The 14,012-nt window shown below is 62.5% G+C and carries 12 protein-coding genes and 5 pseudogenes; 9 read left to right on the top strand and 8 right to left on the bottom strand.

From position 1 onward, the window contains the following. Positions 1–182 precede the first annotated feature (182 nt). The gene (locus L0A91_RS06965; RefSeq protein ID WP_235246363.1) at positions 183–770 is read left to right on the top strand and encodes a sensor histidine kinase KdpD; all 588 of its coding nucleotides are present in this window, start codon (positions 183–185) and stop codon (positions 768–770) included. Here the strand turns inward: L0A91_RS06965 and L0A91_RS06960 are convergent. Continuing rightward, complete coding sequence (locus tag L0A91_RS06960) at positions 743–1,255, bottom strand: GtrA family protein (protein WP_235246362.1); 513 nt, start codon at positions 1,253–1,255, stop codon at positions 743–745. The two genes, L0A91_RS06965 and L0A91_RS06960, sit on opposite strands and share 28 nt — an antisense overlap. A 105-nt stretch (positions 1,256–1,360) precedes the next feature. Between L0A91_RS06960 and L0A91_RS06955 the strand changes: the two are divergent. From L0A91_RS06955 to L0A91_RS06945, 3 genes and pseudogenes are all read left to right on the top strand, one after another. Beyond that, positions 1,361–2,559: pseudogene (locus tag L0A91_RS06955) on the top strand (5-(carboxyamino)imidazole ribonucleotide synthase). Further along, positions 2,552–3,067 (top strand): annotated as a pseudogene (gene purE / locus L0A91_RS06950) (5-(carboxyamino)imidazole ribonucleotide mutase); the annotation flags it as partial. The pseudogenes L0A91_RS06955 and purE, both read left to right, overlap by 8 nt. A 141-nt stretch (positions 3,068–3,208) precedes the next feature. After that, a complete protein-coding gene (locus L0A91_RS06945; protein WP_235246567.1) occupies positions 3,209–3,604 on the top strand; it encodes a GNAT family N-acetyltransferase in 396 nt (131 codons plus the stop codon). Here the strand turns inward: L0A91_RS06945 and L0A91_RS06940 are convergent. Next, positions 3,601–4,035, bottom strand: a complete 435-nt coding sequence (locus L0A91_RS06940; RefSeq protein WP_235246361.1) for a CoA-binding protein — start codon at positions 4,033–4,035, stop codon at positions 3,601–3,603. The two genes, L0A91_RS06945 and L0A91_RS06940, sit on opposite strands and share 4 nt — an antisense overlap. 107 nt (positions 4,036–4,142) lie before the next feature. Here L0A91_RS06940 and L0A91_RS06935 point away from each other — a divergent pair. Beyond that, positions 4,143–5,302 (top strand): annotated as a pseudogene (locus L0A91_RS06935) (acyl-CoA dehydrogenase family protein). Here the strand turns inward: L0A91_RS06935 and L0A91_RS17365 are convergent. From L0A91_RS17365 to L0A91_RS06915, 4 genes and pseudogenes are all read right to left on the bottom strand, one after another. Beyond that, entirely contained in the window at positions 5,292–6,029 is a 738-nt protein-coding gene (locus tag L0A91_RS17365; protein WP_260115319.1) for a DMT family transporter, read from the bottom strand. The pseudogene L0A91_RS06935 and the gene L0A91_RS17365 overlap by 11 nt on opposite strands. Then, complete coding sequence (locus tag L0A91_RS19745) at positions 5,927–6,196, bottom strand: hypothetical protein (protein WP_397333861.1); 270 nt, start codon at positions 6,194–6,196, stop codon at positions 5,927–5,929. The genes L0A91_RS17365 and L0A91_RS19745 overlap by 103 nt, the downstream gene beginning before the upstream one ends. A gap of 23 nt (positions 6,197–6,219) precedes the next feature. Further along, the gene (locus tag L0A91_RS06920) at positions 6,220–6,810 is read right to left on the bottom strand and encodes a TetR/AcrR family transcriptional regulator (protein WP_235246360.1); all 591 of its coding nucleotides are present in this window, start codon (positions 6,808–6,810) and stop codon (positions 6,220–6,222) included. A gap of 99 nt (positions 6,811–6,909) precedes the next feature. Continuing rightward, positions 6,910–9,031: pseudogene (locus L0A91_RS06915) on the bottom strand (heavy metal translocating P-type ATPase). A 135-nt stretch (positions 9,032–9,166) separates the two neighbouring features. On the opposite strand from L0A91_RS06915, the gene L0A91_RS06910 reads away from it, so the two are divergent. The 3 genes from L0A91_RS06910 (at position 9,167) to L0A91_RS06900 (ending at position 10,963) form a co-directional block, all read left to right on the top strand. Next, positions 9,167–9,502 carry a hypothetical protein gene (locus tag L0A91_RS06910; protein WP_235246359.1) on the top strand — a complete coding sequence of 112 codons (336 nt, stop codon included), beginning with the start codon at positions 9,167–9,169 and terminating at the stop codon, positions 9,500–9,502. A 209-nt stretch (positions 9,503–9,711) separates the two neighbouring features. Further along, positions 9,712–10,299 (top strand): DUF305 domain-containing protein, encoded by a 588-nt coding sequence (locus tag L0A91_RS06905; RefSeq protein ID WP_235246357.1) that lies wholly within the window; start codon positions 9,712–9,714, stop codon positions 10,297–10,299. Positions 10,300–10,651: 352 nt separating this feature from the next. Continuing rightward, complete coding sequence (locus tag L0A91_RS06900) at positions 10,652–10,963, top strand: hypothetical protein (protein ID WP_235246356.1); 312 nt, start codon at positions 10,652–10,654, stop codon at positions 10,961–10,963. 75 nt (positions 10,964–11,038) lie between these two features. On the opposite strand, the gene L0A91_RS06895 is transcribed toward L0A91_RS06900, so the two are convergent. After that, complete coding sequence (locus tag L0A91_RS06895; protein ID WP_235246355.1) at positions 11,039–12,319, bottom strand: LCP family protein; 1,281 nt, start codon at positions 12,317–12,319, stop codon at positions 11,039–11,041. Between the two features lie 76 nt (positions 12,320–12,395). Here L0A91_RS06895 and L0A91_RS06890 point away from each other — a divergent pair, with 76 nt between their 5' ends. After that, complete coding sequence (locus L0A91_RS06890) at positions 12,396–13,340, top strand: glycosyltransferase (RefSeq protein ID WP_235246354.1); 945 nt, start codon at positions 12,396–12,398, stop codon at positions 13,338–13,340. 34 nt (positions 13,341–13,374) lie between these two features. Here the strand turns inward: L0A91_RS06890 and L0A91_RS06885 are convergent. Further along, a pseudogene (locus L0A91_RS06885) lies at positions 13,375–14,009 on the bottom strand (3-oxoacid CoA-transferase subunit B). Positions 14,010–14,012: the final 3 nt, after the last annotated feature.

Below are 14,012 nucleotides of genomic sequence, written 5' to 3'. Positions count from 1 at the left end.
TTCCTTGAAGACGAGAGCGAGTTGGAGAGCGCGCTGCGACCGATGGCTTTTGACCGATCCACGGGGGTGCAAGAGGTTGACTCGATTGGGCGCATTCTGGAGCGTAACCAGTTAAGCCTGTCGCGGGCGCTCTCGGCTGAGCGGTCTTTCGCGGCAGATGCCTCGCACCAGTTGCGGACTCCTTGGCGGCCCTCTTACTTCGCCTGGAAGAGATCGGGCATACCGACGATCTCGGTGAGGCCAAAGTTGAGGCGCGGATCGCCATCAGCCAAACCGAGCGTCTCGCTAACGTGGTGGATGACCTACTGCACCGCACGAGAGCCGGTCACGCCGATGGGGGTCGTTCGGTCTCGCTCGACACAGTGCTATCGGTTCTGGAACAGGAGTGGACGCCGTCATTCCAGGCTGAAGGTCGTTCGATCGAGGTCAGCACCGAGCGAGCCATGATTGTCCGAGCTAGCGCCTCCGCGATGAGCCAGGTGTTGAACACGTTGGTGGAAAACTCGCTGCAGCACGGTGGTGGCACGGTTTATGTCACAGCCCAGCGCAGTGGTCCCTCGGCCCTCATTCAAGTGAGTGACGATGGCGACGGCATCAGCACTGAGTTGGCGCGCTCAGTGTTTGATCGTGCGGTGACGACGGGCCAAGGCACCGGGCTGGGCCTAGCGGTGGCCCGAGAACGAGCAGAAGCTTTTGGTGGCCGCCTCGAATTGGACGACCCAGCGTTAGCGCGCTTCTCATTTTATGTGTCGATGGCGCCTTCGCGCTGAGTTGGGTCATCCATCTTGGTGAAGACGAACGTTCGGTAGGCCCAAAACCGGAAAATCGTGCCAAGCACAAGACCCACGCCATTGCCGCTGATGTTGTCGGCCAGTTGGCTGTGCAGGTCGAGGACATAGCGCGAAAAGCCAAGGCAGACCAGCGCGATCGCCAGGCCGATGATGTTGAAAAAGATGAAGAGCACGAGTTCGTGGAAGGCTCCATCGCGTCGTTTATGCCTGAAAGTCCAATAGCGGTTGCCGAGCCAGGCAAAGATGGTGGCGATGCCGGTGGAGAGGATCTTGGCTCGCAGGGGGATATCCGACATGGGGCCCTGTGCTTCCACCCATGGCAGCCCAAAAACGAAGATGTTGTAGAGCGTCGTGTCGAGGATGAATGCGAGCAGCCCCACGACACCAAACTTGGCGATCTCGTGCATGAAGCGGTCAAACCATGCTTTGACTCGCATCACGAAGGGGCGGGAGGCGGACGACACCGGGCGATCATACGTGGGCACCCAGTAGGCTGGGTGATCGTGAGTTCTGCGACGCCTTCAGCAGCCAAGTCCGAGTCCACTTCTGCCCCCGCGCCGACGCCTGACCTGGGCAGCGCACCACGTCGTCCCGAGGGTGGCTTCCCGGTGGTCGGCATCATTGGTGGCGGCCAATAGCCCGTATGTGTCAGCAACCGGCCGTGGGTCTCTCACTGACTTTGTCGGTGCTGGCAGAAATGCCCACGGCTGCTGCTGCGCTCGTCGTGCCGCACAGCCCGGTGGGGGATCACACCGACATCGAGACGGTGCGGACCTTTGCCGCCCAGTGCGATGTTGTGACTTTTGACCATGAGCATGTGCCGGCTGATGTCTTGGCCGCGCTCCAGGCCGATGGCGTCCCGTTGCATCCCAGCCCCGATGCTCTGCTGTTTGCGCAGGACAAGATCGCCATGCGCCGCAAACTGAGCGAGATGGAGATCCCGATCCCGCTGTGGGGTGTCGCGACGAACGCTGCCGATGTCGATGAGTTTGCGACCCGAAGCGGTTGGCCGATGGTGGCCAAGACTCCGCGTGGTGGCTATGACGGCAAGGGCGTCAAGGTCATTTCTTCGGCGGATGAGATTGCTGAGTGGCTCGAGCAGGTTGGCCAGCCTGGACCGCTCAAAGAAGGTGTTTTGCTCGAAGAGGCCGTGCAGTTCACCCGCGAGTTGGCCGCGGTGGTGTCGCGCAGCCCTAGCGGGCAGGCGGCGGCCTGGCCGATCGTGGAGACCGTGCAGACCAATGGGATCTGCACCGAGGTGTTGGCTCCAGCCCCGCAGATGACCGATGACTTGGCGACGGCCGCCACCGAGGCCGCCCTGCGGATTGCTGGCGACCTGGGCGTGACTGGTGTGATGGCGGTGGAGTTGTTTGAGCTCACCGACGCGGCCACCGGCAAGACTTCGTTTGTCGTCAACGAACTCGCGATGCGCCCACACAACAGTGGCCACTGGAGCATGGATGGCGCCGTGACGGGGCAGTTTGAGCAGCACCTTCGCGCCGTGCTCGACCTGCCGCTAGGCGAGACTCGTGCCCGTGAACCCTGGACGGTGATGGGCAACGTGCTCGGCGGTGATTACCCCGAGCTGTACCCGACCTACAAGCACTTGTTGGCCCGCGACCCGGGTCTGCACATTCACCTTTACGGCAAGGGCGTGCGACCGGGGCGCAAGATCGGCCATGTGAATGTCAGCGGCACCGATCTCGCGGAGCTTCGCGGTCGGGCCCAGCACGCCAAGGACTACCTGCAGGGAGTTGTTGATGAGTGAAAACCCAGTTGTTGGCCTGGTGATGGGCAGCGATAGTGACTGGCCAGTGATGTCGGCGGCCGCCCAGGTGCTGGATGAACTCGGCATTAGCTATCAGGCGGACGTCGTCTCGGCTCACCGAATGCCCACCGAAATGATCGAGTATGGGTCGGGGGCTGCTGATCGAGGCCTGCGAGTGATCATCGCCGGAGCCGGCGGTGCAGCCCATCTGCCTGGCATGTTGGCGTCGGTGACGGTGCTGCCGGTGATTGGCGTGCCCGTGCCGTTGAAGTATCTCGATGGCATGGACTCGTTGCTGTCGATCGTGCAGATGCCAGCCGGGATTCCGGTGGCCACTGTCTCGGTGGCTGGCGCTCGCAATGCTGGTTTGCTGGCTGCTCGCACCTTGGCCTCAGGCGTCGATCCTGACGCACTTGCTTTGCGCGAGAAGTTGGCGGCGTTTGCCAGGGACCTGCGCGACCAGGCCCACGCCAAAGGTGAAGCGCTTCGAGCCAAGGTCGCTGAAGAAACAACTGAGTCCGTGAGTCGCGCTGATTCTCTGCCCAGTGAACGTCTTGGTTTGACCTTGCGTGCGTTGGGCACAGCTGATCAGGCGCTGCTGCATGAGGCCACCTGGCTGAACATCAATTGGTCAGGGCAGCGAATCTCGATGGATCAGGTGTTTTCTGAGCCGTCGTTTGCCCGCTACACGCACCTGGTGACACAGCGCGGTGACTTTGGCCTTGTCGCTGAATCAGCGCACGGCTGGGCTGGCGTGGCGTGGCTGCTCTTCCTGCCAGCCAGCGATCCCGGCTTTGGCTTCGTTGCCCCAGGTGTGGGGGAGGTCAGCGTCAGCGTGCAAGCCGACTATCGGGGAGCCGGTCTGGGGCGTGAACTCCTCACCAAAGTGCTGGCGCTCGCCAAGAGCCGGGAGCATGAACGTGTCAGTTTGAGCGTTGAGTCAGACAACCCAGCCAGGCGGTTGTATGAATCCATCGGCTTTGCGGATGCCGGAGCGTCTGCGCTGGCCGGCACCATGGTGAAGCGCCTAGAACGCGGAGGTTAGCGACGTCCAGCGACTCGTGGCCACTCGATCTTGGGGCAGGTGTCCATCACAACGGCCAAACCTGCCTGCCGGGCGCGCTCAGCGGCGTCCTCATCGACAACGCCGAGTTGCAGCCAGAGCGCCTTGATGCCCAGGCGCTCGTGCTGTTCGATGGCATCGTCCACAAGCGTGCCGACCTTGCTGGAGTTTACGAAGAAGTCGACGACATCCACCGTGGTTCCATCCGGGATATCCGCGAGAGTGCGATAGCCCTCATGCCCGTGGACCGCCTCGGCTCGGGGATGGATCGGGATGATCTCGTGGCCCAAGGTGTCCTTCAAGAAGGCTGAAACCTCATAGGCGGCACGGTGGCGGGAGGTTGAGAGACCCACAACTGCCCACGTTGCCTCAGTGGTCAGCAAGTCCTCGATGATCTTGATGTCGTTGGCCATACCTCCAGTGTGCGCCATGCCGTGTTTGGGACCTGATCGGGCACCCAAGGAAGCAGCCAACTAAGATCAGCAGAAGTAGAGAAAGCCAACGTTCAAAGGTGAGCAAAGTGAGCAATTTCGACATTTATCAACTCTCAGAGGACCACGAGGCGTTGCGCGAGGCCGTGCGAGAGGTCAGCACCGACAAGATTGCGCCGCATGCCGCACGCGTTGACGAAGAGGCAGTCTTCCCGCAAGAGGCCTATGAGGCACTGCGAGCCACGGATTTCCACGCTCCGCACGTAGCCGAAGAATATGACGGCGTTGGTGCCGACGCTCTCGCAACCGTCATCGTGATCGAAGAAGTTGCTCGCGCTTGCGCATCGTCGTCGCTGATCCCGGCCGTCAACAAGCTTGGCAGTATGCCGGTGATCCTGGCTGGCTCTGAAGACATCAAGAAGCGTTATTTGCCTAAGTTGGCCAGCGGTGAATCGATGTTCTCCTACGGCCTATCCGAGGCTGGCGCGGGCAGCGACACGGCCGGCATGAAGTGCAAGGCGATTGAACAAGCCGATGGCTCGTTCGTGCTGAACGGTCAGAAGTCGTGGATCACCAACGCCGGTGTTTCGGACTTCTACACCGTGATGGCTGTGACTGACCCCGATGGCGCTCGCGGCCGCAACGTCAGCGCATTCGTGGTCGAGAGCAGCGATGAGGGCTTCAGCGTGGGCCCTAGGAACGCAAGCTCGGCATCAAAGGCTCGCCAACTGCGGAGTTGCTCTTCGACAACTGCACCATCCCCGGCGACCGAATGATCGGCAGTCAGGGCGAGGGCCTGAAGATCGCGCTACGGACTCTCGACCACACCCGGATCACCATCGGTGCCCAAGCCGTCGGCATTGCGCAAGGCGCACTCGACTTCGCGTTGGACTACGTCAAGGAGCGCAAGCAATTTGGCAAGGCTATCGCGGACTTCCAGGGCATCCAGTTCATGCTGGCTGATATGGCGATGAAGCTAGAGGCGGCCCGGCAAATGGTTTACGTTGCTGCAGCCAAGTCCGAACGCAATGACGCAGACCTGACCTTCTTCGGTGCCGCAGCCAAGTGCTTTGCCGCCGATGCCGCGATGGAGATCACGACCGACGCGGTCCAGTTGCTCGGTGGTTACGGCTACACCCGTGACTTCCCGGTGGAGCGGATGATGCGCGATGCCAAGATCACTCAGATCTACGAAGGCACCAACCAAATCCAGCGCGTCGTGATGGCCCGCCAGCTACTCAAGGGCTAAACAACGGGTAGGGGGTGGTCTGCCCGCGTGCGGCAGTCGGCTCAGGCGGTTGGCTGGCTCCACGCCCCTGCACGACCAGTCCGAGCAGCAGTAGCGCGACCCCGGTGGCGCTGATCAGGCTGAGCTGTTCGTGCAGCACGACGACACCCAGCGTTGTCGCGACGACCGGCTCCGCGAGCATCAACGTCGTGACGGGTGCGGCAGGCAACACCGCAAGGCCACGAACGAAGAGCAGGTAGGCGACTGTCGTGGCGATCAGCCCCAGGTAGAGCGCCAGGGCAGGGCCGCTGGGCTGGCCTAACCACCCCAGCGGCCCCGTGAACAAAACAGGGATGAGGACGATCCCGCCGAGCCCGAAGGCTGCCGCAATGACGGTTGACGGATGATCACCAGCAGTGATCTGCTGTTTGGCGAGAACGGTGTATCCGGCATACGCCATCGCTGCGACCAGGGCTAAGCCAATGCCGAGAGCGTCGACCCGTTGAGCTCCGCTTCCGCCCCCAACGAGCAGGACTAGGCCAACGAGGGCGAGCGCGGTGGCCACGACCCATGCCGGGCTGGGTCGTTCGCGCAACAGGACCAAGCCCAGCCCACCGGCCAAAACGGGTCCGCTACCAATAGCGATCAGTGTGCCGACCGCGACACCGCTCTGTTCGACGGCGGCAAAGAACGCGAGTTGGTATGCGGCGGTGCACAGCCCCGCAACGAGGCCACCAGGGTCCTCCACAAGTTGAGTGCCTCCCTGCGCCGTCCGCCGACGAGGGGGAGTAGCACGAGCAGGGCTATCCCACCGATCACTAGCCGGGCCGCGCCGACGCTCAAGGGTGATGAGTCGGTCGGTCCAAGAGCCTGTGCCGTTCCCGTGGTGCCGAAGAGGATGGCTGCCGCGAGCACTGCCCATACTGCGCGTGACGCGGTCACAGCCCACCAGCCAGGGTTGCGGCCATTTGGCGGGCGCTGTGCAGCCGAGCCGGTGTCCCGTCTAGACCGGCGCGCGCGACGGCGCCTTCCAGGATGAAGCTCAACTGCTCAGCCATCTGCTGCGCAGCGCTGTTATCTAAGGCCGTTGCCAGATGGCTCGCCAGAAGGGCTTCGACATCACGCTTGTGTTGCCGCACGATGGCCCGCCCAGGATCGTCTGCGGGCAACTCGGCTGCGGCGTTGAGCAGGGCGCACCCCCGAAAGCCGTCCGAGTATGCCTGGCTCGCGTGATCAATGTAGGCATCAAAAACAGCGAGCACGCCCTCGCGCGCATTTGGCTCATGCGGCAGCCTCGCCTTGTACAACGCGATCCATTCCTGGTGGCGCCGTTGCAGGTAAACCTCCACCAACGCGGCCTTCGACCCAAAGTTGTTGTAAAGGCTCATTTTGGCGACCCCGGCCGCGGAGGTGATCGAGTCGATGCCGGTGGCGCTGACGCCGTCTGCATAAAACTTCTCCGCGGCCGCCTCCAGCAGGCGCTCGCGGACGGGCAAGCGAGGCGAGGAGGTCTGATCGGTGAGCGCCATAGATGCAATCTAGATTAGATAGACCGATCTACCTAATCTTCAGATAGGAGAATCCCTGGCCCACCGCCCGTTTGGCGATGGGCCAGGGATCCGACCCTCTCAGTCTCTGTCCGATCTCAGATCAACACGGCGCAGAAGTTGAGCATTGACCGCCACCACGACTGTTGACGCGGACATCAGCAGTGCGCCGACGGACATGGGCAAGACAAACCCGATGGGTGCCAGCACTCCCGCGGCCAACGGCACCGCGATGATGTTGTAGCCGGCCGCCCACCAGAGGTTCTGGCGCATCTTGCGATAGGTCGCCTTCGACAGGTCAATCACTGACAAAACTGAGCGCGGATCGTCGCTGGCCAACACCACGCCGGCTGAAGCAATGGCCACGTCGGTGCCAGCGCCAATGGCGATGCCGACATCGGCTTGAGCCAAAGCGGGTGCATCATTCACACCGTCGCCAACCATGGCGACCTTGCGGCCTTCGTCCTGCAACTCGGTGACCTTGCTGGCCTTGTCCTCTGGCCTCACTCCGGCGAAGACTCGATCGATCCCAAGCTCGCGTGCGACTGCCTGTGCCACTGCTTCGGAGTCACCGGTGATCATGACCACCTGCACGTCTCGCTCGTGCAACTCATCGATGGCAACGCGTGACTCGGGTCGGACGTCGTCTGCGAGTTTCAAGGCACCGGCCACGGAGCCATCCACGAGTATGTGCAAGACCGTGGCCCCATCCTTGCCCCAGGCCTCGGTGACGTCGCGGGTGTCTAGAGATTCCTGCTGCAGCAAACTCGGGCCACCGACATGGACCTGCTTGCCCTCAACCTTTGCCGAGACGCCAACGGCTGGGTTGGCGGAGAAACCCGAGGCGCTGGGCACGTTGAGCGATCGATCTTTGCGGCAGCCAGAATCGCTCTGGCCAGCGGATGCTCGCTGTCGCCCTCAGCAGCTGCAGCCAGGGAAATCAGTTCATCGTCCGTCCAATCCTGGGCGGCGTCGATCGCTGTGACGGCGGGCTTGCCCTGAGTCAGGGTGCCGGTCTTGTCGAACAGCACCGTGTCGACTGTGCGCATGGTCTCAAGGGCCAGGCGGTCTTTGACGAGCACGCCCCGCGGGCTGCTCGCTCGGTGGCGATCGACACAACCAGCGGAATTGCTAGCCCAAGCGCGTGGGGGCAGGCGATGACGAGCACCGAGATGGCCCGCACTACTGCCGCGTCAGGTTGGCCCATCACAGCCCAAACCACCGCGGTGATCGCGGCCGCGCCCAGCGCGTACCAGAACAACCAGCCAGCGGCCGTGTCGGCAAGGCGCTGTGCGCGAGATGACGAAGACTGAGCATCCGAAACGAGGCGGCTGATGCCTGCCAGCGCAGTCTGCTCGCCGGTCGCTGTCACCTCAACCCGCAAACCGGAGTCGGTTGCGACAGTGCCCGCCACGACCTGATCACCCTCGCCGCGCCGCACGCTGGCTGACTCGCCAGAGATCATAGATTCGTCCAGGTGAGCGCTCCCGCTGACGACCCGGCCATCGGCTGGAACCGAGCCGCCAGGGCGCACGACCACGACGTCACCGGTGGCCAAATCGGAAGGTAAAACCGTGACGATCTTATCGCCTTCAACGCGCTCTGCTTCATCCGGCAACAGCGCTGCGAGTGAGTCAAGCGCGGAGGAGGTCTGGGCCAACGAGCGCATCTCAACCCAGTGGCCTAGCAGCATGATGACCACCAGGAGGGCCAACTCCCACCAGAAGTCGAGTTGGGAGTCGAGCAACCCCAGCGTGGAGCCAAGCGAGGCGAAATAGGCAACCGTGATGGCAAGCCCAATCAGCAGCATCATCCCGGGCTTGCGCCCGCGGATTTCGCTGACCGCGCCTTCGAGGAAGGGACGACCGCCCCAAAGGTAGATGACGGTGCCAAGCACGGGCGGGATCCAGGTGACAACCTGTGCCGTGGGTAGGTCGTAGCCAACCAGCATCGCGAAGGCCTCGCTCAGGCCCACCACCGGGATGGCCAGCACAAGGTTGGCCCAAAAGAGGCGTCGGAATTGCGCCACATGGTCGCCGTGACCCCCGCCGTGACCCCCGCCATGGGAGCCGTGTCCGCTGCTATGACCCGAGAGCTTTCGGTCCGAAGCGTTGTGTTGATGAGTGTCGTGCTCAGCGACATCCGCTTTGTGCTTTTGCTCAGGCTGATCGTGTGTGCTGTTTTCGTGCGAATGGTTGCTCATTCGGCTCTACCCTTCTGTCGCAATGCTTACCCCTAGGGGTATGGTTGTTCACAACGGTATACCCCCTAGCCGTATTCCGTAGAACGAGCAAATGACCGCACACGGCCCACGTATACCGACCGCGAAGGAGGCTGGATGTTCACTGTGTTGTCGCCCAAACCGACATCTCGGCTCGCCTGGTCTCGGGTGTTGTGCCTGGCTGCGTTGGTCGTGTCCATCCTGTTGATGCACGGCATCACCTCAAGCCACGACGTGCATACCCAATCTCCTGTTCACCCGGTGCCAGGGCACACCATCACGATCTCTACAACAATCGACGTGCCGCTGGCAGGGCTGGAGTCGGCGGGCCCAACAGCAGCGCAAGCGTCACTTGCGAGCGGACCCGGCGCAGATCCCAGCGAGCACGACCCTGGGTTGGGCGCGGACTTTGCTCAGGCATGTTTGGCGATTCTCGCTTTGCCTGCCTGCTAGCTCACTTGCTCCTTGGGGCAGGCCAACCTGGGGCCGATTTGCCCCCAGTCGCTGGTCAATTGAGAGCCGACCAACACCCTTGTCGACCCTCAAAAGGCAACCAGATCTCCATGTCTTGTGCGTGATGCGGACTTAGACATTCCCTGCCTGCCAGAGCTCAACGGTTCTGTCGGCGACGGTCTATTTCCCCCTCAACGCAGGAGCAATTCATGAAGATCAACCGCAATTTCCCGCTGCCCGCACTCGTCCTGGCCGGAGCGCTCGCTCTGTCGGCCTGTGGTGGTGGCGATTCAGAATCGATGACCAACGACACGTCCAGTGAGCAAACGTCGCAAGAGGCTGCCACAACTTTCAACGATGCTGACGTCGAGTTCGCCTCGCAGATGATCCCGCACCACAAGCAGGCCGTGATGATGTCGGAGTTAGCCTTCGATCGGGGTGGTCCCGAGGTCGTGGAACTCGCTGAGCAAATTCGGGACGCCCAGAGCCCCGAGATCGAAACCATGACTCAGTGGCTCAGTGACTGGGGCGTTGATGAGCCCATGAGCATGAACATGGATGACATGGGCTCGGGCGGCATGATGGGCCCCGACGACATGCAATCGCTCATGGGTGCGCAGGGTCAGGAATTCGACACCGCATGGCTAGAGATGATGATCGTGCACCATGAAGGCGCGATCACCATGTCGCAGGCCGAGCAGGAAAATGGTGCGAGCCAGGAGGCTATCGACTTGGCCGGCGAGATCATTGAGGCGCAGCAGGCCGAGATCACGCAGATGGAAGGGATGCTGGAATGAGGCCCAGGGCGTGGTTCTCGCTGAGTGCGGCTTGGTGCTGCTTGCTGGCTACTCGTCATCCGCAAGCGAGGACTCATCCGGCGCCAGCGAAACCATTGTGACGCTCGACCAGACACATGTGCACTCAGTAGATCGGCCGGAGCCAGGTGGGCCCATCTTGGTGGGCCCCCATGACGGGCTCTGGGTCTAAAGGACGTTGAGCTCACGCAGTCTGGGCCGGTGATGGACTTGATGGGCTTCTCTGCCGTTGATGAAACCACCGTGCGGGCCTCAGGGCACCCAGGAGAAAATTCGGATTTCCCGGAACCGATGGGATTGATCGAGTACACCGGAGGGTCTGATCGACCTGACATTGAACCCGGTATCTCCCACCCTTCTGGCGACTGCGCAGGCCGGGGTCATCGCCACCGCTGATCAAGGTGAATCGTGGACGACTTTGTCTGCGGCACCCAAGTTGGTGCTGATCGATTGGGCCGACGACACGAAAGTCGTCGGCATCGCCGAAGGTGGGGCCATCCACGTGTCACGAGATCGTGGCGCTACCTGGGATGAAGAAAGCGACGTCACTGGACCAGTTCAAGCCATGGCGGCCGGCCTCACGCCCCAAGGCCAGGTTGAAGTGATCCTGGTCGGAGAGACCGACATCGTCATTCAGGAGTTGTGAGACTGGCGCTCCAGACGAAGAAGCGCCCTGACCCAAGCCGCAGTATGCGGTGGGGCAGGGCGCCTTTTCGGTTGCTTACGGCTCGATGGTCAACGGCGAGTCGGTGCGCAGAGCGTTGAACAACTCAGCTGCACCAGCCTCATCCCACAACACCGACGAACCGGCGGCCGTCGAGTAGTTGGCATCAGCAATCGGCACCGTGACGGACATGCCATCGCCGTTGGAGATGGAACGCATACCCTGCATGGCGCCGTACATATCCAGCATCGAGGTGTCGTCACCTATGGTCAACGAGCTGCCGGTGGCGGTGCCTGCGTCGTGCAGGTTCCACGGCACGAAGAGGGTGCCTGGCCCAGTCATCTTGTTGACCAAGCTGGACAGGAACTCGCGCTGGCGCTCGACTCGGCCGAGGTCACCACGAGGATCGGCATAGCGCATCCGGACGTAGTTGAGGGCGTCCTTGCCTTCCAACTCCTGGCAGCCAGCGGGCAGATCCAAGTCGCTTCGTTCTTCAACGATCGGCTCATCCAGGCACATTTCGACGCCGCCAACAGCCGCGACAACATCGACGAATCCATCGAAGCCAACCTCGAGATATCCATCGATCGGGAGGCCAGTGGCTTGTTCGACCGTGGCGACCATCAACGGAGCGCCGCCATCGGCATACGCCGCGTTGATCTTGCTGAAACCAAAGCCGGGGATCTCGACATAAGAGTCGCGGGGGAGCGACACCAGCATTGGCTCGCCACCACCGTCAGGCAGGTGCAGCAGCATGATCGTGTCGGCTCGTGCGCCCTCAACGGCACCGGTCTTGAGCTCTGCCCGTTCCTCATCGGTGAGGTCATCTCGGCTGTCTGTGCCGATCATCAAGATGTTCTTGCCCGAGGCATCCCCGGGGCTGGGAGTGTCAGGAGTGGCGTCGACGCGACCGATAGCTCCCCAACTAGCACCGATCGCCCAAATCATCGCGACGACATAGGCGAGAACCAAGATGCCGAACACCACGAGGAACCGACGAAGTTTGTAGCGAGGCCGACGTGGTGGCGGACCCGGGGGCCTTGGCCTCGAGGGCGGTCGTGGACCCGCTCCACCGGGGCCTTGCCCACCCGCACGCTGACCTGCTGGTCGACGCTGCTCGTTGGACCGGTAGGCAGCACGCTCACCTTGGACTTGGCGGTCGGTTGGCAGATCCCGAGGGGCTTCGCGGCGACCACGAGGCTCAACCCAACCGCCCTCGTCCCACTGGTCAGCGGGAGGCGTGCGGCGCTTCGCCGGCATTTCCCAATCATCAATCGGCTCACCCCTGCGGGAGCGCGGGATGGGCCTGGTCCAGTCGTCTTCAGGGTTGTGCGGCACGGCATCCACATTAGGCCCGGAGCCTGATAAGCGTGTGCCGCCATGCCGAAGTGGGCCGAGGCGGTAGCCTGCCCACGTGCCTGAAACAGCAGAAAGTAGCCCTGAGTTTCCTCCTGTGTCGGTGATTATGACCGTGCGCAACGAGATGGAGCACTTGGGTGGCTGCCTGCAATCCGTGCTTGATCAGGAATACGCCGGTGACGTCGAAGTGGTCATCGCAGTTGGCCCCAGCAGCGACGGCACCGAGGATTTTGCCGCCGGTCTCCCGGGCCAGGACCAGCGGATCACGGTGGTGCCCAACCCGTCGGGACGCACCCCGGATGGCCTCAATATCGCTCTCGCGCACGCGAAGCACGGACTGATCGCTCGGATTGACGGGCACAATCTGATCGAGGGCACCGACTACCTGAGCACGGCCGTGCGGGTCTTGCGAGAGACGGATGCCGTCAATGTTGGCGGCGTCGCTCGGCCGGAAGGTTCGACCGCGACACAAAAAGCGATCGGCATAGCCATGTCGTCGCCACTGGGTATGGGTGGGGCAAGCTTCCGCGTCGGCGGCGACGCTGGACCAGCGGAGACCGTGTTTCCCGGCCTCTTTCAGCGGGACTGGATCGATCGCGTCGGTGGCTGGGACCCGACGCTAGATCGAGCGCAGGACTGGGAGTTGAATCAACGCCTACGCAACGCCGGTGGGGTGGTGTGGTTCACCCCAGAGCTACGCACTATTTACCGCCCCCGAGGCAGTATGCGGGCGCTGGCCCGGCAGTTCCACAGCACGGGCCAGTGGCGTCGGCGATTGGCCGAAGAAGACACCAGTGCCCTCAACGTGCGCTACCTGGCGCCGCCAGCAGCCGTGCTCGCGATTGCGGCTGGCACGGCTGGTGCGCTCTGGTGGCGGCCCGCAGCCCTAGTGCCAGCGATCTATGGCGCTGCGGTCACTGTTGGCGGTATCGCTATCAGCGAGGGGAGTCGCTGCCGGTGCGCCTTCGCGTGCCGGCGGCTTTGGCGACCATGCACATGAGTTGGGGCACCGGTTTCTTGCGCGGACTCAAACGCTAGACGTTGATGCGAAGCGGCGGCTCGGTCTTGGCGATAACCTCATCGACGGAAACGCCAGGGGCGACCTCTTGCAGCACCAGTCCGTCATCAGTCACATCAATGACGGCGAGATCGGTGATGATCCGCTGAACGACGCGCAACCCGGTGATGGGCAGTGAGCACTCGTTGACGATCTTGAACGACCCGTCCTTGGCCGTGTGCTCCATCAGGACGATGACTTTTTGGCGCCGTGCACGAGGTCCATCGCGCCGCCCATGCCCTTGACCATCTTGCCGGGGATCATCCAGTTGGCGATGTCTCCGGCCGTGGAGACCTGCATCGCGCCCAGGATCGCGGCGTCCACTTTGCCGCCGCGAATCATCCCAAAACTCATGGCGGAGTCGAAAAACGAGGCGCCTGCACGCACCGTGACCGTTTCCTTGCCAGCATTGATCAGATCGGCATGCTCTTGGCCCTCAACGGGATACCGGCCAACTCCCAAAATGCCGTTCTCGGATTGCAGCACGAGTTCGACGTCGTCAGCGACATAGTTCGGCACCAAAGTAGGAAGGCCGATCCCCAGATTGACGTAGTCGCCATCGGATAGTTCGCTGGCTGCCCGGGCCGCCATCTCTTCACGATTCAGAGCCATGGT

It is taken from the genome of Ornithinimicrobium sp. INDO-MA30-4 (assembly GCF_021535045.1).
Classification (GTDB): Bacteria; Actinomycetota; Actinomycetes; order Actinomycetales; family Dermatophilaceae; genus Ornithinicoccus.
Note: the sequence above shows the minus strand (reverse complement) of the source record. Positions and strands in the feature narration are given on the sequence as shown.